23 protein-coding genes are annotated in these 23,759 nt (G+C 64.8%); 14 read left to right on the top strand and 9 right to left on the bottom strand.

All coding sequences use genetic code 11. The features are described from left to right. Positions 1-33 precede the first annotated feature (33 nt). The 3 genes from MLD63_RS09375 to MLD63_RS09365 are packed head-to-tail and all read left to right on the top strand — an operon-like array spanning position 34 to position 2,318. Positions 34-357, top strand: a complete 324-nt coding sequence (locus tag MLD63_RS09375; protein ID WP_255329649.1) for a 2Fe-2S iron-sulfur cluster-binding protein — start codon at positions 34-36, stop codon at positions 355-357. 28 nt (positions 358-385) lie between these two features. After that, the gene (locus tag MLD63_RS09370) at positions 386-1,552 is read left to right on the top strand and encodes an NAD(P)/FAD-dependent oxidoreductase (RefSeq protein WP_255329648.1); all 1,167 of its coding nucleotides are present in this window, start codon (positions 386-388) and stop codon (positions 1,550-1,552) included. A 16-nt stretch (positions 1,553-1,568) separates the two neighbouring features. Continuing rightward, complete coding sequence (locus MLD63_RS09365; protein ID WP_255329647.1) at positions 1,569-2,318, top strand: SDR family NAD(P)-dependent oxidoreductase; 750 nt, start codon at positions 1,569-1,571, stop codon at positions 2,316-2,318. A 6-nt stretch (positions 2,319-2,324) separates the two neighbouring features. Here the strand turns inward: MLD63_RS09365 and MLD63_RS09360 are convergent, their stop codons facing one another. Beyond that, the gene (locus MLD63_RS09360) at positions 2,325-2,642 is read right to left on the bottom strand and encodes a DUF1476 domain-containing protein (protein ID WP_255329646.1); all 318 of its coding nucleotides are present in this window, start codon (positions 2,640-2,642) and stop codon (positions 2,325-2,327) included. A gap of 151 nt (positions 2,643-2,793) precedes the next feature. Between MLD63_RS09360 and purC the strand changes: the two genes are divergently transcribed. From purC to MLD63_RS09325, 7 genes are all read left to right on the top strand, one after another. Continuing rightward, positions 2,794-3,558 carry a phosphoribosylaminoimidazolesuccinocarboxamide synthase gene (purC, locus tag MLD63_RS09355; protein WP_255329645.1) on the top strand — a complete coding sequence of 255 codons (765 nt, stop codon included), beginning with the start codon at positions 2,794-2,796 and terminating at the stop codon, positions 3,556-3,558. 11 nt (positions 3,559-3,569) lie between these two features. After that, positions 3,570-3,809 (top strand): phosphoribosylformylglycinamidine synthase subunit PurS, encoded by a 240-nt coding sequence (gene purS / locus MLD63_RS09350; protein WP_255329644.1) that lies wholly within the window; start codon positions 3,570-3,572, stop codon positions 3,807-3,809. Between the two features lie 81 nt (positions 3,810-3,890). Next, entirely contained in the window at positions 3,891-4,679 is a 789-nt protein-coding gene (locus tag MLD63_RS09345) for an ABC transporter ATP-binding protein (protein WP_255329643.1), read from the top strand. A 28-nt stretch (positions 4,680-4,707) separates the two neighbouring features. Continuing rightward, positions 4,708-5,547 (top strand): transporter substrate-binding domain-containing protein, encoded by an 840-nt coding sequence (locus tag MLD63_RS09340; protein ID WP_255329642.1) that lies wholly within the window; start codon positions 4,708-4,710, stop codon positions 5,545-5,547. Between the two features lie 49 nt (positions 5,548-5,596). After that, entirely contained in the window at positions 5,597-6,475 is an 879-nt protein-coding gene (locus MLD63_RS09335) for an ABC transporter permease (RefSeq protein ID WP_255329641.1), read from the top strand. Continuing rightward, positions 6,472-7,302, top strand: coding sequence for an ABC transporter permease (locus MLD63_RS09330; RefSeq protein WP_255329640.1), 831 nt, complete (start codon positions 6,472-6,474; stop codon positions 7,300-7,302). Before MLD63_RS09335 ends, MLD63_RS09330 begins: the two co-directional genes overlap by 4 nt. 3 nt (positions 7,303-7,305) lie before the next feature. Further along, positions 7,306-8,637: a glutamine synthetase family protein gene (locus tag MLD63_RS09325; protein ID WP_255329639.1), complete on the top strand. Its 1,332-nt coding sequence runs from the start codon at positions 7,306-7,308 to the stop codon at positions 8,635-8,637. 9 nt (positions 8,638-8,646) lie between these two features. Here MLD63_RS09325 and MLD63_RS09320 read toward each other — a convergent pair whose 3' ends face one another. Next, positions 8,647-9,774 (bottom strand): aminotransferase class V-fold PLP-dependent enzyme, encoded by a 1,128-nt coding sequence (locus MLD63_RS09320; RefSeq protein WP_255329638.1) that lies wholly within the window; start codon positions 9,772-9,774, stop codon positions 8,647-8,649. A gap of 179 nt (positions 9,775-9,953) precedes the next feature. Here MLD63_RS09320 and MLD63_RS09315 point away from each other — a divergent pair, with 179 nt between their 5' ends. Genes MLD63_RS09315 through MLD63_RS09305 form a run of 3 tightly spaced genes read left to right on the top strand, consistent with a single transcriptional unit; the run spans position 9,954 to position 13,344 of the window. Continuing rightward, positions 9,954-10,679: a type 1 glutamine amidotransferase gene (locus MLD63_RS09315; RefSeq protein WP_255329637.1), complete on the top strand. Its 726-nt coding sequence runs from the start codon at positions 9,954-9,956 to the stop codon at positions 10,677-10,679. Beyond that, complete coding sequence (locus MLD63_RS09310) at positions 10,676-12,037, top strand: glutamine synthetase family protein (protein ID WP_255329636.1); 1,362 nt, start codon at positions 10,676-10,678, stop codon at positions 12,035-12,037. Before MLD63_RS09315 ends, MLD63_RS09310 begins: the two co-directional genes overlap by 4 nt. Next, positions 12,034-13,344, top strand: coding sequence for an NAD(P)/FAD-dependent oxidoreductase (locus MLD63_RS09305; protein WP_255329635.1), 1,311 nt, complete (start codon positions 12,034-12,036; stop codon positions 13,342-13,344). The genes MLD63_RS09310 and MLD63_RS09305 overlap by 4 nt, the downstream gene beginning before the upstream one ends. Positions 13,345-13,355: 11 nt before the next feature. Here the strand turns inward: MLD63_RS09305 and MLD63_RS09300 are convergent, their stop codons facing one another. From MLD63_RS09300 to secG, 5 genes are all read right to left on the bottom strand, one after another. Beyond that, positions 13,356-13,820, bottom strand: coding sequence for a tellurite resistance TerB family protein (locus MLD63_RS09300; RefSeq protein ID WP_255329634.1), 465 nt, complete (start codon positions 13,818-13,820; stop codon positions 13,356-13,358). Between the two features lie 59 nt (positions 13,821-13,879). After that, a complete protein-coding gene (gene ppk2, locus MLD63_RS09295; RefSeq protein WP_255329633.1) occupies positions 13,880-14,785 on the bottom strand; it encodes a polyphosphate kinase 2 in 906 nt (301 codons plus the stop codon). 105 nt (positions 14,786-14,890) lie between these two features. Next, positions 14,891-15,376, bottom strand: coding sequence for a hypothetical protein (locus MLD63_RS09290; protein WP_255329632.1), 486 nt, complete (start codon positions 15,374-15,376; stop codon positions 14,891-14,893). A 119-nt stretch (positions 15,377-15,495) separates the two neighbouring features. Then, positions 15,496-17,139: a CTP synthase gene (gene pyrG, locus MLD63_RS09285; RefSeq protein WP_255329631.1), complete on the bottom strand. Its 1,644-nt coding sequence runs from the start codon at positions 17,137-17,139 to the stop codon at positions 15,496-15,498. Positions 17,140-17,289: 150 nt separating this feature from the next. After that, on the bottom strand, positions 17,290-17,895 hold the full coding sequence (gene secG, locus MLD63_RS09280; protein ID WP_255329630.1) for a preprotein translocase subunit SecG: 606 nt from the start codon (positions 17,893-17,895) through the stop codon (positions 17,290-17,292). 78 nt (positions 17,896-17,973) lie between these two features. Here secG and MLD63_RS09275 point away from each other — a divergent pair, with 78 nt between their 5' ends. Next, the gene (locus MLD63_RS09275; protein WP_255329969.1) at positions 17,974-19,404 is read left to right on the top strand and encodes a cobyric acid synthase; all 1,431 of its coding nucleotides are present in this window, start codon (positions 17,974-17,976) and stop codon (positions 19,402-19,404) included. Here the strand turns inward: MLD63_RS09275 and murJ are convergent. Both murJ and MLD63_RS09265 read right to left on the bottom strand, forming a co-directional pair. Beyond that, positions 19,401-20,933 carry a murein biosynthesis integral membrane protein MurJ gene (gene murJ / locus MLD63_RS09270; RefSeq protein WP_255329629.1) on the bottom strand — a complete coding sequence of 511 codons (1,533 nt, stop codon included), beginning with the start codon at positions 20,931-20,933 and terminating at the stop codon, positions 19,401-19,403. The genes MLD63_RS09275 and murJ overlap by 4 nt on opposite strands. Before the next feature lie 36 nt (positions 20,934-20,969). After that, entirely contained in the window at positions 20,970-23,759 is a 2,790-nt protein-coding gene (locus tag MLD63_RS09265; RefSeq protein WP_439957642.1) for a [protein-PII] uridylyltransferase, read from the bottom strand.

Below are 23,759 nucleotides of genomic sequence, written 5' to 3'. Positions count from 1 at the left end.
GATCCCAGGACAGAACCCAGGAGGAAAAGCAGGATGGTGAAAGTCACCTACATCGCCGCCGATGGCACCGAAACCACGGTCGAGGGCAAGACGGGCGACAGCGTCATGCACACCGCCGTCAGCAATGACGTCGACGGCATTGTCGGCGAGTGCGGCGGCGCGATGATGTGCGCAACCTGCCATTGCTACGTGGACGAGGCCTGGACCGACAAGACGGGCGAGCGTCAGTCCGAAGAGGACGACATGCTGGAAGGCGCGGCAAGCGAGGTGAAGGCGAATTCGCGCCTGTCGTGTCAGATCAAGCTGACGCCAGATCTGGACGGACTGGTCGTTCACATGCCGGAAGATCAGTTCTAGTCTGACCGCGACCGAAGCGGAGGGCAGGATGGAACAGGGACCGATCGTCATCGTGGGCGCGGGGCAGGGCGGTCTTCAGGCCGCAGCCTTGCTGCGCCAGTCGGGTTACGAGGGCGAGTTGACCCTGATCGGCGACGAGCCGGGTCTGCCCTATCAGCGTCCGCCGCTCTCCAAGGCCTACATGGCCGAAGGGAACGCGGACGCGCTGATCCTGCGCGCGGCCGAGTTCTTCGACAGCAAGGCGATCCGCTACCTTCCCGAGACGCGCGTTCATGCGATCGACCGGGTCAGCCGTCGCGTCGGCACGGATGCGGGCGATCTGGATTATGGCCACCTGATCCTCGCCACCGGCTCCAGCAATCTGCGTCCTCCGATCCCGGGACTGGAACGCGCGATGGACCTGCGGACACTGGCCGATGCGGAAAGGCTGCGCGGCAAGATCGCGACGCCGCGCCGCTTCGCGGTGATCGGCGGCGGCTTCATCGGGCTGGAATTTGCGGCCGTCGCCCGTAAGGCGGGCCATGCGGTCACGGTGGCAGAGGCGGCGGCGCGGCTGATGGCGCGTGCGGTGTCGGAACACATGTCGGCGATGTTTCTGGCCAAGCACCGCGATCTGGGCGCCGAGGTGATCCTTGGTGATCCGGTATCGTCGGTCGTGGATGAAGGTGTGACCCTGGTCGGCGGCGATCAGGTCGCGGCGGACGAGGTTCTGCTCGCGGCCGGCGTGCGGCCGAACACCGATCTGGCAGAGGTGGCGGGTCTGGTTTGCGCGAACGGCATCGTTCTCGACGGGCGACTGCTGACCAGTGATCCGGCGATCTCTGCCCTAGGGGATTGCGCGAGCTTTCCCGATCCGCGGACAGGCCGAATGATCCGTCTGGAAAGCGTTCAGGCGGCGACCGACCACGCGCGTCATATCGCCGCACGCCTGACGGACAAGGGCGACGGGCCCTATGCGGCGGTGCCGTGGTTCTGGTCGGATCAGGCCGATTACAAGCTGCAGATCGCCGGTCTGGCACAGCCATCCGACCGCGCCGAGGTGGTTTCCGAAGACGTGGTGCTGCGGTTTGATGATCAGGATGAATTGACGGCGGTGGAGACGATCAACAACGCCAAGGTCCATATGAAAACGCGCCGCTCGCTGGCCGGGGGCGAACCTGTCACCGCCGACGATGCGCGCGCGCTGATCGGCTGAGCGCGAGGGAGCGGATATGAGAATCGATGGATGCGGGGCGTTCGTGACCGGTGGCGCGTCAGGCCTGGGTGCTGCGGTCGCGCGAATGCTGGCTGAAGCCGGGGCAGCGGTTACGATCTTCGACCTCAACGCGGATGCCGCGTCGGCCTCGGCCGAGCCGATCGGCGCCAGCGTCGCGTCGGGTGACGTCGCCAGCGAGGATGATGTCGGACAGGCGCTGTCAGGCATCGACAACCTGCGGATCGTCGTGAATTGCGCAGGGATCGCACCGCCCGGAAAGCTGGTCGGTCGCGACGGCCCGCTGCCGCTGGCAGCGTTCGAGCATGTGCTGCGCGTCAACCTGATCGGCACGATGAACGTGATGCGGCTTGCCGCCGTGCGGATGCAGGCGTTGGAGCCCTTGGAAGACGGCGCACGGGGCGCGATCGTCAATACGGCGTCGGTCGCAGCCTTCGACGGGCAGATCGGGCAGGTGGCCTATGCCGCGTCAAAGGCGGGCGTCGCCGGCATGACGCTGCCGGTCGCCCGCGAACTGGCCAGAAGCGGAATCCGCGTGAACACGATCGCGCCCGGCATCTTCCGCACCCCGATGCTGGAGTGTCTGCCGGATGACGTGCAGGAAAGCCTTGGCCAGCAGGTGCCTTACCCGTCCCGTCTGGGCGATCCGGCGGAATTCGCCGCCGCCGTCCGGTTCTGCGTCGAAACGCAGTACCTGAACGCCGAGATCATCCGGCTGGACGGCGCCATCCGCATGCAACCGAAGTAGGGCGGCTCAGTTCGCTTCTTCGATGACCTGGCGGCGCGCCTCGACCATCAGTTCGGCCATCTTGGCACGGATGGTCTTTTCGTCCGCCTTGCCGTTCAGATCGGTCGCGACCTTCTTGAAGACATCCTCTTCACCCGGCTCTTCGAAATCCGAGGTCACGACGGTCATCGCATAGGTGCGCACGTCCTCGCCGGATTTGCCCAGAAGATCCGCCGCCCATTCGCCCAGCAACCGGTTGCGGCGTGCCTCGGCCTTGAAGCGAAGCTCGGCGTCGTGGGCGAATTTCGTCTCATAGGACCGCTCGCGGTCGTCGAAGGTGGTCATGGCAGGTTCCCCGTTGTCGGTCGGTCGCGTCTGATATGCCCATTGCCCCCCCGCCTCGCAAGCCCGTATTGCCCCGGAAGCGGATTCCGCCTATCCCCCTCAATGGACCGGCCGCATCGGCCTGAACCGGGTTAGAGGAGCCGCGAGGGCGATGGCACCGAGGCGCAAGAAGATCTACGAGGGCAAGGCGAAGATCCTGTACGAAGGGACCGAGCCGGGCACGCTGATCCAGTATTTCAAGGATGACGCGACCGCCTTCAACGCGCAGAAAAAGGCCGTGATCGAGGGCAAGGGGGTGCTGAACAACCGCCTGTCCGAGTTCTTCATGAACGGGCTTACGAATATCGGCGTCCCGAACCACTTCATCCGCCGCATCAACATGCGCGAGCAGTTGATCCGTCAGGTCGAGATCATTCCGCTTGAAGTGATCGTGCGAAACTTTGCCGCAGGCAGCATCGCCAAGCGGCTGGGCATGGAGGAGGGCACGGCGCTGCCCCGTCCGATCGTCGAATACAGCTACAAGAACGACGAGTTGGGCGATCCCTTCGTGTCCGAGGAATACGTGATCGCCTTCGGCTGGGCGACGCAACAGGATCTGGACGACATCGTCAGCCTTGCGCTGCGCGTGAACGATTTCCTGTCGGGCGTGTTCTTCGGGGTCGGCATCAAGCTGGTGGACTTCAAGATCGAGATCGGACGTGTCTGGGACGGTGATTTCATGCGGCTGATCGTCGCTGACGAGATCAGCCCGGATTCCTGCCGCCTGTGGGATGTGAAATCCGGCCAGAAGCTCGACAAGGATGTGTTCCGCCGCGATCTCGGCAACCTGACCGACGCCTACACCGAAGTCGCGCGCCGGCTGGGGCTGATGCCCGCCAATACTGCCGGGCTGACCAAGCCCACGCTGATCAACTGAAAGGCCAATCGATGAAGGCTCGCGTCACCATCATGCTGAAGGACGGGGTCCTCGACCCTCAGGGCGAGGCGATCCGTCACGCGCTTGGCGGGCTTGGCCATCGCGGCATCAGCGGAGTTCGTCAGGGCAAGGTGATCGAGCTGGATCTGGACGGCAGCGACGCCGAAGCGGCCGAGGCCGAGGTCAAGCGCATGTGCGAAGGCTTGCTGGCCAACACGGTGATCGAGAAGTACCGGATCGAGATCGTTTAGGCGGCAATCGCGTGGTGGACGTTGCGGCAACTGCCACGCAACCGTTGCAATCGCCGGGCAAATGTTTCCAATGATCCGACCATGACCGACGACAGCCAGAACGCCCCGCCGGTGATCGCGATCCGCGATCTGCACAAGTCCTACGGGACGCTCGAGGTGTTGAAGGGTGTCTCGCTCGAGGCGCGGCGGGGGCAGGTGGTCAGCCTCATCGGTTCTTCCGGTTCGGGAAAATCGACGCTTCTGCGCTGCTGCAACCTTCTGGAAAACAGCCAGCAGGGCGAGATCGCCTTCAATGGCGAAGCGGTCCGCTGGAAGGGGCACGGCCTTGACCGCCATCCCGCAGACCGGGCGCAGGTGACGCGTTTCCGGACCAACCTTTCGATGGTGTTCCAGCAATTCAATCTGTGGTCGCATATGAGCGTGCTGCAGAACGTGATGGAAGCACCGGTGACGGTGCTGCGCGAACCCGCGCCCGAGGTCGAGGCACGCGCCCGCAAGCTGCTGGACAAGGTCGGCATCGGCGACAAGGCCGGGGCATGGCCCGCGCAGTTGTCAGGCGGCCAGCAGCAGCGCGCCGCGATCGCGCGCGCGCTGTGCATGCAACCCACCGCGCTGCTGTTCGATGAACCGACCAGCGCGCTCGACCCTGAATTGCAGCAGGAAGTGGTGCGCGTCATCAAGGATCTTGCGGGTGAACATCGCACGATGATCCTTGTGACCCACGACATGCGGCTGGCGCAGGATGTGAGCGACCACGTGGTCTTCCTGCATCAGGGACTGATCGCCGAGGAAGGCCCGCCCGACCAGCTTTTCGGCGCACCCAAGACCGAACGGCTGCGCCAGTTTCTTAGCGCCACGATGGCGGCGTGACAAAGACGACCAACAGGAGAGAAAAAACATGAAAACCATTTTCACCACCTTTGCCGCGCTGGCGATGACCACGGGCCTGGCCTTTGCGCAGGATACAATCCGCATGGGGACGGAGGGAGCCTATCCTCCCTACAACTTCATCGACGACGCCACCGGCGAAGTGACCGGGTTCGAGCGCGAACTGGGTGACGAACTGTGCGCCCGTGCCGAACTGACCTGCACCTGGGTCAAGAACGACTGGGATTCGATCATCCCGAACCTCGTGTCCTCGAACTACGACACGATCATGGCCGGGATGAACATCAACGAAGAGCGCAAGCAGGTCATCCAGTTCACCCAGCCCTACACGCCGGCGATGCCGTCGGCCTATGCGGCGCTTGCGCCCGATGCCGATATCGAAGGCGGGGTCGTCGCGGCGCAGACCGCGACCATCCAGGCGGGCCACGTCGCCGAATCCGGTGCGACACTGCTGGAATACGCGACGCCTGACGAGACCGTCGCGGCGGTGCGCAATGGCGAGGCGGACGCGGTTTTCGCCGACAAGGATTACCTCAAGCCGCTGGTCGAGCAGTCGAACGGCGAGCTGGTCTGGGTCGAGGGCTACGATACCGTCCCGCTGGGTGAAGGGATCGGCATGGGACTGCGCCAGTCCGACACCGAGTTGAAGGACAAGTTCGACGCGCAGATCACCGCGATGAAGGAAGACGGCAGTCTGAACGAGCTGATCAAGAAGTGGTTCGGGGAGGACGCGATGCTGTTCGAAGCCTCGGGTGACGGGGAAGCAGCGCCTGCCGCCGGTGCCGCAGCCGAAGGCGACGCGGCTGCCGCTGAAGGCGAGACCGCCGAGACGGCCCCCGCGTCGAACTGACCGGATCGGTGATGCGCGCGCCTGATCGCGCGCGCATCGCCACCCCGCCATGTTTGCATCCTGCGCCGATCCTGCCTCGCTCGAAGGCCTGCAATGGCTGATGTGTTATCTCACATCGGGCACGCATCTGCTGTTCTATGCGAGCTTCGGAACGGTGCTGCTGCTGCTGGCGATCACGGCGCCCATCGCGCTTCTGTTCGGTTTCGGCGGGGCGATGGCCTCGCGGTCGCGGATCGCGCCGCTGCGCTGGTTCGGGCAAGTCTACACGTCGATGGTGCGGGGTATCCCGGACATCATCTTCTTTCTGTTCGTCCCCATCGCGCTTGACCAGGGCCTGGAATATCTGCGCCACAAGATCCTGTGCGACAGCAACCAATCGGTCTGGCAGGGCAACGATTTCGTCGTTTGCGCGGCGGCCAAGCTGCCGCTCTCGACCAGCCCGCAATGGGTGCATCAGGCCTACGGTTTCGGGACCGCTGTCGTGGCTTTCGCCATCGTCTTCGGGGCCTTTGCCGCGAACGTACTTTACGGCGCGATGAACGCGGTGCCGCGCGCTCAGCTTGAAACGGCCGAGGCATATGGCATGTCGCCGCGTCAAGTTACCCGTCGCGTGCTGATCCCGCAGATGTGGACCTATGCGATCCCGGGCCTGTCGAACCTGTGGATGATCCTGATCAAGGCCACGCCGCTGCTGTTCCTTCTTGGGGTCGAAGATATCGTCTACTGGGCGCGAGAGCTGGGCGGCACCAAGACGGCGGCCTTCAGCTATCCGCACCCAGACTGGCGGCTGTACTACTTCCTCGCCATCCTCGTCTTCTATCTGCTGATGACCTGGGGCTCGCAGCGGATCATCGACCGGCTGACCCGTCGGCTGTCGCGCGGGCAGGCGACGATGGGCGGCGAAGCGCTGCGGAAGGTCGGCGCATGAAGCTGGTCTGTGCGCAAGAGATCACCGATTACGGCCTGCGCGCCATCGGCATCGGCGAGCGGCTGCTGCCGCGATCGGATTACGATCTGTGCCAGCAATTCGTGCTGATCGGATCGGGGCTGATCTGGAACCTTTATTACGGCATCCTCGCGCTGACGATCGGCTTCTTCATCGCCAACGCGGTCGCGGTGGCCAAGGCCAGCCGCCACGCCTGGCTGCGTCTGCCCGCCGAAGGGTTCATCTTCCTGTTCCGTGGCAGCCCGCTCTTCATCCAGTTCTTCCTCGTGTACGAGGCGCTGGTCCTGCTTCCGCGGGCGGGCATTCCGATCTTCGGCTTCACCGTCGCGACCGACTGGCTGACCAAGGCCTGGGCCGGGGCGCTGCTGGTGCTGGTCCTGAACACCGCTGCCTATTCCGCGCAGATTTTTCACGGCGCGCTGATGGCGGTGCCGAAGGGCGATCTGGAGGCCGCGGACGCCTACGGCATGACCGGCTGGAAGCGGTTTCGCCGCGTTGTCTGGCCAACCATGATGCGGCTTGCATGGCCCGCTTACACGAACGAGGCGATCTTTCTGTTCCACGCCACCACGCTGGTCTTCTTTTCCAGTTTCCCGGCGTTCCGTCAGCAAGGGGACGCGCTGTATTACGCGAGCTACTTTGCGGACAAGACCTTCAACCCGTTTGTGGCCTATCCGATCGCGGCGTTCTACTTCATCCTGCTGACGCTTTTGCTGATTTCGCTCTTCGGGGTGGTCAACCGGCGCCTGAACCGGCATCTTCCGGGGGCGCAGAAGCGCATCAGATACCGCCCCCAACTGATCAGGTGAGACATGGAGTGGCTGAGGGAGCATCCTGAGGTCAAGACGATCCGCGTTGCCGCAGCCGATCTGAACGGCGTCGCGCGCGGCAAGCGCGTGCCCGCGCGGTTCGCCGACAAGCTGCTGACGGAAGGGACCAAGTTTCCCTATTCGGTCCTGAATCTCGACATCTGGGGCGAGGATATCGAGGACAGCCCGCTGGTCTTCGAAACGGGCGATCCCGACGGCATCCTGCTGCCCACCGAACGGGGTTTCCTGCCGATGCCGTGGCTGGACGCGCCGACCGGTTTGCTGCCCTTGTGGATGTTCCACGCCGATGGGCGCCCGTATGAGGGCGATCCGCGCCAGGCGCTTGCCCGCGTGGCGGAGCGGTATGAGGCGGCGGGACTGGTCCCGGTCGTGGCGACCGAGCTTGAATTCTTCCTGATCGACGATTCCGGCCGGACGCTACGCGTCCCGCCCAGCCCTCGGTCCGGCAAGCGCCGCACCGGCGGCGAGGTGCTGAGTCTGCGCGCCCTCGACGCGTTCGACCAGTTCTTCTCGACCCTCTATGAGGCGTGCGAGACGATGGATATCCCGGCGGATACCGCGATTTCCGAAGCCGGGCCGGGTCAGTTCGAGATCAACCTGATGCACCAGCCCGACCCGCTGAAGGCCGCGGACGACACCTGGTTCTTCAAGATGCTGGTGAAGGGGATCGCGCGGTCCTACGGCTTCGCGGCAAGCTTCATGGCCAAGCCCTATGAGGCATGGTCGGGAAACGGGATGCACATGCACTTCTCGGTCCTGACCAAGGATGGCCGGAACATCTTCGACGATGGCGGCGAACTTGGCACCGACAAGCTTCGTCACGCTGTAGGCGGTTGCCTGCGCGCGATGCCAGGCTCGACGCTGTTGTTTGCACCGCACGAGAATTCCTACGACCGGCTGGTTCCGAACGCGCACGCGCCGACCGGCATCGGTTGGGCCTATGAAAACCGGACGGCCGCGATCCGCATCCCGTCATCCAGCCCCAAGGCGCGGCGGATCGAACACCGCGTCGCGGGCGGCGATGTGAACCCTTATCTGACCATCGCAGCAATCCTTGGTGCCGCGCTTGACGGGATCGAGGATGAATTGGAGCCGCCGGCCGCCTTCAAGGGCAACGCCTACGACCAGAACCTGGCCCAATTGCCCGGCGATTGGGGCGCAGCGATCGAGGCCTTTGCCGATTGTCCCGAGATGCGGCGGATCTTTCCGCAGCATCTGATCGACAACTACCTGATGACCAAGCGTCAGGAACTGCACTACATGGCCGAACTGACCGACGAAGAGACGGTCGAACTGTATCTGGACACCGTCTGACGACAGGTTTCAGAGAACCGCGTCGACCGCTTTCTGCAGCCGTGCCAGCGTGCCGTCCACATCCTTGAGCTTGTCGAGGCCGAACAGGCCCAGCCGGAAAGTCGAGAAATCCTCGGGCTCGCCCACCTGCAGCGGCACCCCGGCCGCGATCTGCAGTCCCTCGGCGGCGAACTTGCTGCCGTTGCGGATCGCGGGATCGTCGGTATAGCTGACTACGACGCCCGGCGCGCCGAAACCCTGCGCCGCGACCGACGCTACGCCCTTTTCGGCCAGCATTGCGCGCACACCGTCACCAAGGCGCCACTGCGCGTCGCGTGCGGCGTCGAACCCCATCGCTTCTGTCTCGCGCATCGCCTCGTGCAGGCGGCGCAAGGCATCGGTCGGCATTGTGGCGTGATAGGCATGGCCGCCGTCCTCGAACGCCTTCATGATGCCGCGCCACTTCTTCAGATCCAGCGCGAAGCTGTCGCTTTCGGTCTTGGCCAGACGGTCCGCAGCACGGCGCGACATCATCACCAGCCCGGCCGACGGCGAGGCCGACCAACCCTTTTGCGGGGCCGAAATCAGCACGTCGACGCCCGTCGCCGCCATGTCGACCCAGACAGCACCCGAGGCGATGCAATCAAGGACCATCAGCGCGCCCACCTCGTGCGCAGCATCGGCGAGTGCCTCGATGTAATCGTCGGGCAGGATCAGCCCGGCCGAGGTTTCGACATGGGGTGCGAAGACAGCTTCGGGCCGATGCTCGCGGATCTTGGCCACGACCTCTTCGATGGGAGGCGGCGCATAGGCCGGCTGCTTTTCATTCCCCGCAGGCCGCGCCTTGACCACAGTCAGGTCGCTGGCAAAGCCGCCTGCCTCGAGGATCTGGCTCCACCGGTAGCTGAACCATCCGTTGCGGACGACCAGCGCATGGCTGCGCGCGGCGAACTGACGGGCCACGGCTTCCATCGCGAAGGTGCCGCCGCCGGGAACGATGGCGATCTCTTCGGCGTGGTAGACCTCGCGCAGCATCGTGGACAGGTCGCGCATGACACCCTGGAAGGCCTGCGACATATGGTTCAGCGAGCGATCGGTGAACACGACCGAGAATTCCTGCAGACCGTCGGGATCGATATCGGGGCGAATGCCGGCCATGGCGGAACCTTTCAGCAAAGAGCGGATGAGTCGGCCGGCACGTTATCCCCTGTGATCAGGAACGGCCACCCGCGATCGCCCTGCTGCCACTCTTGCCGGGTCGCGCGCCCGGCATGCTCTTGCGGGACACCCTGCCAAGCGACTAGCTTAAGGCTATCGCAACCATTCCAAGGGCCTCCATGCGCATCGGCATCCTGCAATGCGGCAAATCCCCCGATCAGATCCGTGACGAACTGGGGGACTATCCGGACATGTTTCATCGCCTGCTGGCGGGACGGGGTTTCGACTTCCGCACCTATGACGTCGAAGAGATGGAATTTCCGGGCAGCGTGGCGGATCAGGATGGCTGGCTGATTACCGGCTCGCGTCACGGAGCGTATGAGGATCACGCTTTCATTCCGCCCCTGGAAGACTTCATCCGCGACGCCTATGCCACCAGTGTGCCAATGGTAGGAATCTGCTTCGGCCATCAGATCATCGCGCAGGCCTTGGGCGGCACCGTCGTGAAGCATCCGGACGGTTGGGCGGTCGGTGTTCAGGATTACGATTTCGGAGGCGCACCGGTCACGCTGAATGCCTGGCATCAGGATCAGGTGGTCAGCCTGCCCGAAGGCGCCGAGGTCGCGGGGCGCAACGCCTTTTGCGAGAACGCGGCGCTGATCTATGGCGATCGCGCCTATACCGTTCAGGCGCATCCCGAATTCGACGATGCCTTCATCCAGGGGCTGATCGACCACCGGGCCAAGGGCAAGGTGCCGCAGGACCTGCTGGACCGGGCCGAGGCGCGGATGGGTCAGGCGACGGGTGCGAGCCTGATCGCTGACCGGATCGAGGCGTTCTTCCTGCAGCCGCGCGCGTTGCGCCGCGGGGACGGAACCGGTGCGTCGACGCGCGGGGCCGCATGAAACATCCCGAATGGATCCAGTCCGCACCCGCCGCCGCGCGCGAATACGTGCAGGGCCGCCGTCTGGACGAGGTTGAATGCATCGTGGCCGACATCGCGGGCGTCGCGCGCGGTAAGGCGATGCCCGCATCGAAATTCGCGCGGCAAGACAAGTTCTACCTGCCGAACTCGATCTTCCTGCAGACGATCACCGGTGAATGGGCGGACAATCCGGCCGGCGCGTTCACCGAGCCGGACATGATCCTGACGCCCGATTTCTCGACCGTGACCGCAGCGCCGTGGACCGCCGACTGGACCATGCAGGTGATCCACGACGCCCATGATCAGCAGGGCAATCCGGTGCCGGTCGCGCCGCGCAACGTGCTCAAGCGCATCGTGGGTCTGTACGAGGAGCGTGGCTGGAAGCCGGTCGTCGCGCCCGAGATGGAATTTTTCCTGGTCGCGCGGAACATCGATCCGAACCAGCCCATCATTCCGCCGATGGGACGTACCGGGCGTCGCGCTGCGGCCAAGCAGGCCTATTCACTGTCTGCCGTGGACGAATACGGCAAGGTGATCGACGACATCTACGACTTCGCCGAGGCCCAGGGGTTCGAGATCGACGGCATTCTTCAGGAAGGCGGTGCCGGTCAGGTCGAGATCAACCTCAACCACGGCGACCCGGTCGCCCTGGCCGACGAGATCTTCTACTTCAAGCGACTGATCCGCGAGGCCGCGCTGCGCCACGACTGCTTTGCAACCTTCATGGCCAAACCCATCGAGGGTGAGCCGGGCAGTGCGATGCACATCCATCACTCGGTCGTGGACACGAAGACCGGGCAGAACATCTTCTCCGACGAGAAGGGCCGGGACGCGCCGCAATTCCTGCATTTCATCGCAGGGATGCAGAAGCATCTGCCTGCCGCGATCGCGCTGCTGGCGCCTTACGTCAACAGCTATCGCCGCTATGTCCCTGACTTCGCCGCGCCGATCAACCTGGAATGGGGCCGCGACAACCGCACCACCGGACTACGCGTCCCGATTTCGTCCCCCGAGGCGCGGCGGATCGAGAACCGGCTGGCGGGGATGGATTGCAATCCTTATCTCGGCCTCGCCGCAAGCCTCGCCTGCGGTTATCTGGGGTTGATCGAGGGTGAAAATCCACGCGCCGAATGTCTGGGCGACGCCTACATGTCCGAGGATGAACTGCCGCTGACACTGGGCTACGCGCTGGACATCATGTGCGAAAGCGAACCCATGACCGAGGTGCTGGGCAAGGAATTCGTCGCCGTCTACGAGGCGGTGAAGCGGAACGAATACAAGGAATTCCTGCAGGTCATCAGCCCGTGGGAACGCGAACACCTGCTTCTGAACGTATGAATCTGCTCTACGCCAACGACCGGCCGGGCGAATATCCGCAAAGTCTGTACGCGGCGACGCGCGACCGGCTGGACCCGTTTCCGCGCCTGAAGGGCGAAACGCGGGCGGACGTCGCCGTGATCGGCGGTGGGTATACTGGCCTGTCGGCGGCCCTGCATCTGGCGCAAGCCGGGATGGACGTCGTTCTGCTGGAAGCCCATCGCGTCGGCTTCGGCGCCTCGGGGCGCAACGGCGGACAGATCGGGTCGGGCCAGCGTCAGGAAGTCGACTGGTTGGAAAAGCAGCTGGGACGCGACATGGCGCGGCGCCTGTGGACGATCGGCGAGGACGCGAAAGCCCTTGTGCGCGATCTGGCGCGGGCTTCGGGTGTCCCTTTCCATTCAGGCGTCGCCCATGCGGTCCGCAACGCCGCTGAAATCGACCACGCCAGACGCCTGTCCGATCTGCTGGCCAGCCACTACGATTACGATCAGGTGGAGGTCATGGACCGCGACGCGTTCCGCGCCATGGTTCCATCCAATGCCTATGTCGGGGGCGATCTGGATCACGGGGCGGGGCATCTGCATCCGCTGAACCTCGCCCTCGGCATCGCCCGCATCGCGGCGGGGGCGGGCGCGCGAATTCACGAGATGACGCATGTCCATCACATCAAGCATGCGAAGAAGGCGGACGAAAAGACCGTCCTGCGCTGCGATACAGGACGGGTGATCTGCGATCATCTGATCGTCGCGGGCAATGGATATTTGGGCGATCTCGATGCCGGCGTTGCTGCGCGGGTCATGCCCATCAACAATTACATCGTCGCGACCGAACCGCTGGGCGATCGCGCGGTAGGGGTCCTTACCCGCAACGTCGCGGTCGCGGATACGAAGTTCGTGGTGAATTACTGGCGGCTCAGCGACGACAAGCGCTTGATTTTCGGCGGGGGTGAGACGCTGCGCTACCGCTTTCCGCGCGACATCCGCGCCACCGTCCGCCCGCACTTGCTGTCGGTCTATCCTGGCTTGAAGGATATCGAACTGACCCATGCCTGGGGCGGTACGCTGGCGATTACCCGCAGCCGGATGCCGCATTTCGCAAGACCCGCGTCGAACTGCCTGTCCGCGGGCGGCTATTCCGGACATGGCGTCGCGCTGGCGACGCTGGCAGGGCGGATGATGGCGGACGCGGTCAGGGGCCAGGCCGAGGGTTTCGATACGATGGCGGCGGTCGGTGCGAAGCGATTCCCAGGCGGGGCTGCGCTGCGACCGCCGTTGCTGGCCCTTGGCATGGGTTGGTTCGCGTTGCGCGATCGGCTGGGCTGGTAGTCGCCCGAGCGTCAACCTTGCGCGCGGCGGTCCAGCCGCTCCTGCACCTTCTGACGTGCTAACGCGGAATCGCGATCGGTGACGCCCAGAAGTCCGGCTGCCAGGCGGATAAGCCGCTCTTCATCGCTGTCACGCTTCGAATCGACCAGCGCCACTTCCCACATCGCGCTGATGATGGACTGGCGTTCCTCCAGCACGACCCGATCCTTGATCTGGCGCGTGAAGCGGACCGTGTCCGGGGCCTCCGCCTCGATCATCTCGGCCGCGGCACGACGCTCGGCGGCCTCGTCCGCGCCGATGTTGTGAAACCGCGCCAGGATCGCATCGATCCGGGCCCGCTCGCTATCGTGGTAGGCATTGTCAGCGCGGGCGACCCGCACCAGCAATGCCGCGATTGCGACTTCGGACTCCACGCTGGACAAACGCGCGGGCGCGGGATCATCGGTCGTGAGGCGATTGAGAAGATTGCGAAACATTTAACCATCATAAGACCTGTGCCAGCCGGGACAAGCAGGTCCGTTCATATCGCGTGCGATTAATATTTTTGCGGGACGTACAGATCGCGCGGAAGGGTCTCGCGTTCGTAATCGGGATTGAAGACGCGGTTAGGCAGTTCGACCTCTTCGTGCGGCACGTCAGTGTAGGGCATCAGCGACAGCAGGTGCGACATGCAGTTCAGGCGCGCGCGCTTCTTGTCGTTGCCCGGCACGATGTACCACGGCGCTTCCGGAATGTTCGTCAGGTCGAACATGTCCTCCTTGGCCTTGGTGTAGGCCTCCCAGCGGATCCGCGACTGAAGGTCCATCGGCGACAGCTTCCACTGTTTCAGGGGATCGTGGACGCGCATCAGGAAGCGCATCTGCTGTTCCTCGTCGGTGATCGAAAACCAGTATTTCACCAGCCTGATGCCGGACCGGACCAGCATACGCTCGAATTCCGGAACGTCCTGGAAGAATTGGTCGACCTCATCCTCGGACGCGAAGCCCATCACCCGCTCGACGCCGGCGCGGTTGTACCAGCTGCGGTCGAACAGGACGATTTCACCCCCCGCGGGCAGATGCGGAACGTAGCGCTGAAAATACCACTGCGTCTTTTCGCGGTCCGATGGCGCCGGCAACGCCACCACGCGCGCCACGCGGGGGTTCAGCCGCTGGGTGATGCGCTTGATCGCGCCACCCTTGCCGGCGCTGTCGCGGCCTTCGAACAGCACGACGACTTTTTCCTTGTGATAGGACACCCAATCCTGCAGTTTGATCAGTTCCGCCTGCAGCCGCAGCAATTCCTGGAAATAAAGCTTGCGATCCATCTGTTCGGGATGGTTGTCGCGATAGATGCGCTTGATCTCAGCCGAGAGGACCGCGTCCTCCAGCTCGATCTCGTAATCCTCGTCGAGCGTATCCTCGAGTTCGGCCTCGAGCCAGTTCTTCGGTTCTTCACTCATGCGGCTCTCCTGCATCTGTGACACCGATATAGGACCGTAACGTGACGGTTTTACAGATGTCACGCGACTCTGTGGCGGCGCGGGACCGCGCCGCTCGTCTTGGGCTCAGTTGCGGAAAAAACGGGCCGCGCAGCTTTGGGTGATGCCGAAGGCGACCCCTCCGCCGTCGAGTCCGCCGGTTGTCCCGCACCATTGACCGTTCGTGGTGAACAGGCTCTTCGAGCCGCGGGCGGGTCGGAAGGCGACGCGATTGCCGTTCACGTCGAATAGGTTCAGCACCCCGCCGGGATTGAGCGCATAATAGCCAACGACACTGCCGTCGGAGGTGATGATGAGCCTGTTCTGGTTGGCGGGATTCGACGGCCGGTTTTCATAGTTTCCAGACGTGTTCGAGCTGTTGCCGGCCGAGTTCCACGCCGAGTAGGGTGAGTTCGCGGGCGCCGCAGGATTGTTCGCCGGATGTCCGGGACCAAGCTCGAAGGGCAGTTGCGTCCGATCAAGGATGAACAGCGGCGCGTCGGCCAGCGCCGGCGCAGTGCCGGCCGCCAGTGCCAGCAGCAGGGCCAGGGGACGGGCAAGGGGTCTGGGCATCCGGTTCTCCTGTCAGCGTATCTGACCCGCATATTGCCGAACCGCAGGGCGTTTGAATAGCGCGACCAGCGTTGGTCGCGCGTCTGTCATTGGCGGCACCCGCTCGCCGGTGCGTCGGCTCAGACCAGCCGCGCGCCTTCCTTGGCCGCTTCGACGAACCCTGCGAACAACGGCGCAGGGTCGAAGGGTTTCGACTTCAGCTCGGGGTGCGATTGAACGCCGATGAACCAGGGGTGGTCGGAATATTCCACGACCTCCGGCAGCTTGCCGTCCGGCGACATACCCGAAAAGCAAAGACCCGCCGCTTCCAGCGCTTCGCGATACTTGCCGTCGACCTCATAGCGGTGACGGTGCCGATCTTCCATCTGCAGCGCTCCGCCGTAGATCTGCGAAATCTTCGATCCGGGCTGCAGAACGGCGGTGTAGGCGCCAAGACGCATGGTGCCGCCCTTGTCATCACCGATCTTGCGGTTGACGGTGTAATTGCCCTGCACCCATTCCTTCAGGTGATAAACCACGGGGGTGAAGCGGGTCTCGCCGGCTTCGTGATCGAATTCCTCGGATCCCGCGTTGGGCATGTCGGCGAGGTTCCGCGCCGCCTCGATCACCGCCATCTGCATGCCAAGGCAAATGCCCAGATATGGCACGTCCTTTTCGCGCGCGTAACGCGCTGCGGCGATCATGCCTTCGGTGCCACGCTCGCCGAAACCGCCCGGCACGATGATGCCGTGATAGCCGTCCAGCAGATGCGCGCCTTCGCCTTCCAGCTTCTCGCTGTCCACCCAGTCGGCCTTGACGCGGACGCGGTTGGCCATGCCGCCATGCGTCAGCGCCTCGGCGATGGATTTGTAGGCGTCTTCCAGTTGCGTGTACTTGCCGACGACGGCGATGTTGACCTGTCCCTCGGCATTTTCCAGCCGGTCGATCACGTCTTCCCACTTGGTCATGTCCGGACGGGGCGCGGGGCTGATCCCGAAGGCGTCAAGGACGGCCTGATCCAGGCCGGCGCGATGATAGGCGATCGGCGCTTCGTAGATCGAGCTGAGATCATAGGCCGGGATCACCGCCTCTGGACGGACGTTGCAGAACAACGCGATCTTGGCACGTTCCTTTTCCGGGATCGGCTGTTCGGACCGGCAGACCAGCACGTCGGGGGCCAGGCCGATCGACTGCAGTTCCTTCACGCTGTGCTGCGTGGGCTTGGTCTTCAATTCGCCCGAGGCGCGCAGATAGGGCAGCAGGGTCAGGTGCATCAGGATGCACTGGCCGCGCGGACGTTCGTGGATGAACTGGCGGATCGCCTCGAAGAAGGGCAGGCCCTCGATATCGCCGACAGTGCCGCCGATCTCGCACAGCATGAAGTCGACCTCGTCATCGCCAATGGCGAGGAAGTCCTTGATTTCGTTGGTGACGTGCGGAATGACCTGGATGGTCTTGCCCAGATATTCGCCGCGACGTTCCTTCTCCAGCACGTTGGAATAAATCCGCCCCGACGAGATCGAGTCGGTCTTGCGCGCATGAACGCCCGTAAAGCGTTCGTAATGGCCCAGATCCAGGTCGGTTTCGGCACCGTCGTCGGTGACGAAGACCTCGCCATGTTCGAAGGGCGACATCGTGCCCGGATCTACGTTCAAATAGGGGTCGAGCTTGCGCAGCCTGACGGTGAAGCCGCGTGCCTGCAGAAGCGCGCCGAGTGCGGCGGATGCGAGGCCCTTGCCGAGGCTGGAAACCACGCCGCCGGTGATAAAGATGTAACGCGCCATGAGGCCCCCGTGATGTCGAAATTCAAGGCTTTGCGGGGCCGCCGGACGGCCTGCATCACGGGACTCAATCTATAAGCGATTCGCGCCCGTCGCGCAACGCGAAGCGCAAGCCCGTGTGGGCCGCGCCGCATGTTGCCGCAAGGTGTGGTGTCAGTTGTTCGCGGGCGCTTGCGTCGCGGGTTCTGCGTCGGCCGGTGCCGGTTCGCTTTCCGTTGTGCTGCTTTCCGGCGCCGGCTGCGCGGCAGGCTCTTCGGCTGCAGGAGCTTCGGCTGCCGGCGCGTTCGTGGCGGGCGCTTCGGCCGCAGGCGGCGTCACCGGTGCCGTCGCGCTGTCGGCGGCTGGCGCGGCGGCCGAACTGTCGGCTGCGGGTGCCTGCGCCGCGGGCGCATCGGCCGCGGGCGGCGTGACCGGCTGGCCGGTGCCCGGCGGGGGCGCGTATTCCGGCAAGGCAGGCAGGTTGGAATCGGTCTGGCTTTCACTGGCCGGCGTATTGACGCCCAACTGGTCCATCACCGAGGACCCCGAGCTTTGCCGTGCGGCGATGATCGTCAGGGCGATCGAGGTCACGAAAAGCGCGATCCCGAAGATCCATGTCAGGCGCGTCAGAACGTTCGCGGCCTGCCGACCGGTCATCACGCCACTACCACCGCCGCCGCCACCCATGCCCAGACCGCCACCTTCGGAGCGCTGCAGCAGCACCACGCCGGTCAGCAGAAGCGCCAGGATCAGATGGACGGTCAGAACGACGTTTTGCACGGGCGTGGGCCTTTCCTTCGCGGACGGGCCTATCTAGTCATCCATGCGGATGATGGCAAGCGGATGCGGGGACAGCCGATGGGCGGGGTGATGATCCAGGGAACCGGCTCGAATGTCGGCAAGTCGATGCTGGTCGCCGGGCTTTGCCGGGCCGCACGGCTGCGCGGGATCGACGTCGCTCCGTTCAAGCCGCAGAACATGTCGAACAACGCTGCGGTGACGGTGGATGGCGGCGAGATCGGGCGTGCGCAGGCGCTGCAGGCGCGGGCCGCCGGTATCGAGCCTGCCGCCGACATGAACCCGGTGCTTCTGAAGCCCGAAACCGACACTGGCGCGCAGGTGGTTGTGCAGGGCCGCGTGCTGGCGCGGGCCGAGGCCGCCGATTACGGCGCGCTGCGGCCGCACCTGTTGGCAGCGGTGATGGACAGCTTCGCGCGGCTGAAGGCGCGGCACGATATGGTGATCGTCGAAGGCGCCGGCAGCCCGGCCGAGGTCAACCTGCGTCCCCGCGACATCGCCAACATGGGTTTCGCACGTACTGCAGACGTCCCGGTGGTGCTGGCCGGCGATATCGACCGGGGCGGGGTCATCGCGCAGATCGTCGGCACGCAGGCTGTACTGGACGCAGACGATGCGGCGATGGTTCAGGGCTTCCTGATCAACAAGTTCCGCGGCGATCCGCGCCTCTTCGACGACGGCTACGCGCTGATTGCGGCACGAACGGGCTGGCGCGGCTTCGGCGTCGTGCCGTGGTTCCGTGACGCGATGCGTCTGCCGGCCGAGGATGCGGTCGATCTGCGGCACAGCGCGGGGCAGGGGCTGCACGTCGTCTGCCTTTGCCTGTCGCGGATCGCGAATTTCGACGATCTCGATCCGCTTGCGGCCGAGCCGGGCGTTCGGCTGACCATGCTGGGGCCGGGGCAGGCCCTGCCCGGCGATGCCGATGTGGTGATCCTGCCCGGCACCAAATCCACACGGGGCGATCTGGAATTTCTGCGCGCGCAGGGATGGGACATCGATCTGTCCGCGCATGTGCGACGCGGCGGTCATGTCTTGGGTCTTTGCGGCGGTTTCCAGATGCTTGGGCGCCAGATCAGCGATCCGACTGGCAGCGATGGCGCGCCGGGTGACAGCGAGGGGCTGGGGCTGCTTGATGTTGAAACGGTGATGAGCGACGCGAAGCGTATCGTGCAGGTCAGCGGCACAGCGATGGGCGCGCCGGTTTCGGGTTACGAGATCCATATGGGTCGCACCCTCGGCCCCGATTGCGCACGGCCCTTCGCGCGGCTGCCAGGCCCCGATGGCGCGATCAGCCGCGACGGGCGCATCGCCGGGACTTACCTGCACGGATTGTTCGCCGACGACCGGTTACGGGCGGCATGGCTCGCGCGGCTCGGCGCGGTCTCACAGCCCGGTTACGAGGCGGGTGTCGAGGACACGCTCGACGCGCTGGCTGCGCATCTTGAGGCGCATCTTGATGTGGGTGCAATCCTGTCGCTGGCGCGTTAGCGGCGTCGGCGGACGGCAGCCTTGAGTTCCGAAAGACGATAGGCTCCGGTCGCGAAGGCCAGCGCGAAATAGATCGCCGCACCGCCGAGGACGAGGATCGCAAGCTCGACGACGTCAGTCATCCCATCAGTCCAGCGCATCGTCATCCACAGCGCGCCCGCCATCAGGGCCGCCGACAGGACGATGCGCGGCGCGGTCCGGCCAAGGCGCGCATCGCCGCGCGCGGCTTGCCCCATCTTTCGGGTTCCCCACCACAGCTGCGCCACCATGACCCAGGCGGCGATCGTGGTGCCAAGCGCGGCTGCAAGAAATCCGATGAACGGCATCAGCCCGAAGGCGACGGCGGCATTCACCACCATCGACATCAGCGCGAAGCGGAACGGCGTGCGCGTATCCTCGCGCGCAAAATAAAGCGGTTGCAGGATCTTCTGCAGCACGAAGGCGGGCAGACCCAGGGCGTAGACGACCAGCGCGCGGGCGGTCTGGACGGTGTCGTCGGCATCGAAGGCGCCGCGCTGGAACAGGGTCGAGACCATCGGCTCTGCAATGACCGCAATCGCGAAGGCTGACGGGATGGTCAGGAACAGCCCGAACTCCGTCGCCCGGCTATAGGCCTGCTGGCCGCCCGCGTCGTCACCCGCTGCGATGCGCCGGGCAAGCTCGGGCAGAAGGACGACCGCGACCGCCGCCCCGACGACCCCCAGCGGCAGCTGATACAGGCGGTCGGAATAGGACAGCCACGCGATTGCGCCCTCGAACCGGGAACCGACCTGCCGGCCGATCAGCAGGTTCAGCTGCACCACGCCGCCCGCGAAAGCGGCGGGCAACGCCACGGCCAGCAGCCGGCGCATGTCGGGCGACAGTCGCGGGCGCCGCGGCCAGAAGCGCCATCCGGTGCGCCGCGCGTCCCACCAGACTAGGCCAAGCTGCGCGATCCCGGTGATGGGCGTTGACCAGGCAAGCGTCAGTCCCATGTCCCAGCCCCGGACTCGCGCCAGCGCCATCGCCGCGATGAACAACAGGTTCAGCAGTACCGGCGCAGCCGCCGCCGCATGAAAGCGACCGTTCGCGTTCAGCACGCCCGAGATCATCGAGGCCATCGAGATCAGCAGGATATAGGGAAAGGTGATCCGCCCGTATTCGACCGCCAGCGCGAAACGCTCGTCACCTGCAAAGCCTGACGCCATCAGCCAGACCAACGCCGGCATGAAGATCATCGCCAGCGCCGACAGGGCCAGCACCGTGGCGAACAGTCCCGAAAACGCCTCGCCCGCGAAACGCTCGGCGCCGGCGCGATCCTCGAGTCGCTTCGAGAACATCGGAACGAAGGCGGTGTTGAACGCACCTTCCGCGAAGAATCGGCGGAACATGTTCGGCAGCGACAGCGCGATCAGGAACGCCTCGGCCACCGGCCCGGTGCCCAGCCACGCGGCCATCAGGATGTCGCGGATGAACCCTGTCAGCCGCGAGACGAAGGTCCAGATGCCGACCGAAAGGAAGCCGCGGACCAGCCCGCCCGGCCGCGCCATCAGGCGGACGCCTTCGCACAGGTGAGTTTCATCGGATCAGCTCTCCGCCCTGCGACCACCGGCCTCGATCGCGGCGCGCAGCTTCTTTTCCAGCGCCTCGCGCTTATGCGCCGCGTGCAGTTTCAGGCCGAACATGTCCTTGACGTAGAAACTGTCCACCACCTGCGCGCCATAGGTCGCGATCACGGCGCCGACGATCTGGATATGATTGGCCGCCAACGTCCGCGTCAGGTCGTAGAGAAGGCCGGGTCGATCACGGGTATCGACCTCAATGATCGTGTAGATGTCGGAGCCTTCGTTGTCGAAGGTGATATGCGTGGGGAACCGGAACTCGCGCTCGCGCTTCTTGACCTGATCCTGCCGGGTCGCGAACTCGTCGCGGGCCACGATTTCGCCCTTGAGCGTCCGCTCGATGGTGCGGCGAAGGCGCGGCAGGCGATCCTCGGCGTAAGGGTGGCCGTCGGCATCCTGCATCCAGAAGACGGCGGTCGCGAAACCGTCCTTGGTCGTGTAGGTGCGCGCATCGACGATGTTCGCACCCATCAGCGACAGGGCACCGCAAAGGCGCGAGAAGATGCCGGGATGGTCGGCCATCACGAAGGCGGCGCGGGTCGCGTCGCGATCATGGTCGGGGTCCAGATCGATGCGGATCTCGCCCTCGGTGATACCGTTCAGCAGGTCGGCGAAGATCGCATGGGTCGCGGTCGGCATGCCGGGCCAGTAGCTGTCGTAATGACGCGCGATCTCGGCCCGGATGGCCTTCGCCTCCCAGCCCTTCGCGACCAGAAGGTGGCGCAGGCCGCGCTTGGCCTCGGACTGGCGCTTGTCGCGGTTCAGCTCTTCGAGACCGCCATCCAGCGCGGCGACGGTTTCCTGATGCAGCTTGCGCAGCAGCATCGCCTTCCAGTTGTTCCATGTCCCCGGACCGACGCCGCGAATGTCGCAGACCGTCAGCACCAGCAGCATGTCCAGCCGCTTGCGAGTCTTCACCGCCTTGGCGAATTCGCGCAGCGTGCGCGGGTCGGAAATATCCCGCTTCTGCGCCACGTCGGACATCAGCAGGTGGTTCCGGACAAGCCATTCGACGGTCTCGACCTCTTCAGCGCTGAAGCCCAGCCGGGCGCTGACCCGGCGCGCGATATGGGCGCCGACGATCGAGTGATCCTCGGACCGACCCTTGCCGATGTCGTGCAGGAAGGTCGCGAGATACATGACTTTGCGGTTGACGCCGGACTGCATGATGTCATGCGACAGCGGCAGATCGTCAGGATGCTCGCCCCGCTCGATCTCGGCCAGCGCGGCGACGCATTGGATCGAATGTTCGTCGACCGTGTAGTGATGATACATGTTGAACTGCATCATCGCCACAACCTGCTCGAATTCAGGGATGAAAGCAGCCAGCACGCCCAGCTCGTTCATCCGGCGCAGCGAGCGTTCCGGATTGCCGTGCTTCAACAGCAGGTCAAGGAAGATGCGAGTTGCGTCGGGATCGTGGCGCACCTCGTCATCGATCAGCTTGAGGTTCGAGGCGACCAGCCGCATCGCTTCCGGATGAAGCAGCATGCCGGTCCGCAGCGCTTCTTCGAACAGGCGCAGGATGTTCAGCGGATCGTCCAGAAAGGTCTTTGGGTCCGCAGGCATCAATCGGCCTGTTTCCTCGCGAAAACCGTCGCGCAGCTTGCGGCGGCGGCGGAACAGCCGACCCAGCAGCGGCGTCTTGCTGACGTGACGCGCCTCCAGCGCGGTCAGGAAGACGCGGGTGACATCGCCCACGCGGGTCGCGTGGCGGAAATAGGTTTGCATGAAGTGCTCGACCGCGCGCCTGCCAGCGCTGTCCTGATAGCCCATGCGCCGGGCGACCTCGACCTGCATGTCAAAGCTCAGCACGTCGACGGGCCGTCCCGCGATCAGATGCAGGTGGCAGCGCACCGCCCACAGGAAATCTTCGGCCTGCCAGAAGGCACGGTGTTCTTCGCGCGTGAAAAAGCCAAGGTCGATCAATTCGACCGCGCGATCGACGCGGTGGATGTATTTCGCGATCCAGTAGAGCGTCTGCAGATCGCGCAGCCCTCCCTTGCCCTCCTTGACGTTGGGCTCGAGAACGTAACGCTGGCCACCCTGCTTTTCATGCCGCGCGTCCCGTTCCGCCAGCTTCGCTTCGACGAATTCCGGCACCGATTTGTCGAACAGTTCCGACCACAGCCGGTCGCGCAGCGCTTCGGCCATGGGGGCATGTCCGGCAACGTGACGATGTTCCAGCAACGCGGTCCGGATGGTCATGTCGCCCGCCCCGAGACGCAGGCAATCATCGACGGTCCGGACGCTGTGGCCGACCTTCAGCTTCAGGTCCCACAGCATGTAAAGCATGGATTCGACCACGCTTTCGGCCCAGCCCGTCGCCTTGGCCGGGGTCAGGAACAACAGGTCGATGTCCGAATGGGGCGCCATCTCGGCCCGGCCGTAGCCGCCCACCGCCAACACGGCGAGCCGTTCGCCATCCGTGGTATCGTCTTTGGGATGCAGGATCTCGGTCGCGACATGGTGGATCGCACCGACAATCCCGTCGGTGACCGACGCGATCGCGCGAACCGTTTCGCGCGCGGCCCGGGGATGGGTCAGGAACGACGCTTCGACTTCGGCCATCGCCTCGGCCCGCGCCTGTGCAAGATGGGCGACGGTCGCGGTGCGGATGTCACGCGCGCTGGCCACCCCGCTTAGCAGGCTGTCCAGCGTCGCCGTCGATCGGCCGAGGTCGAAAAGGTCGTGCGCCCCGGGCAGGGCCGGGGCGCTTTCGACATTGCGGACCGCTGTCCCGGGGCGCGGCAA

The sequence above is a fragment of the Paracoccus albicereus genome, assembly GCF_024359525.1.
Taxonomy (GTDB): domain Bacteria; phylum Pseudomonadota; class Alphaproteobacteria; order Rhodobacterales; family Rhodobacteraceae; genus Paracoccus; species Paracoccus albicereus.
The sequence above is the reverse complement of the archived record's forward strand: the minus strand, read 5'-3'. Positions and strand labels throughout refer to the sequence as shown.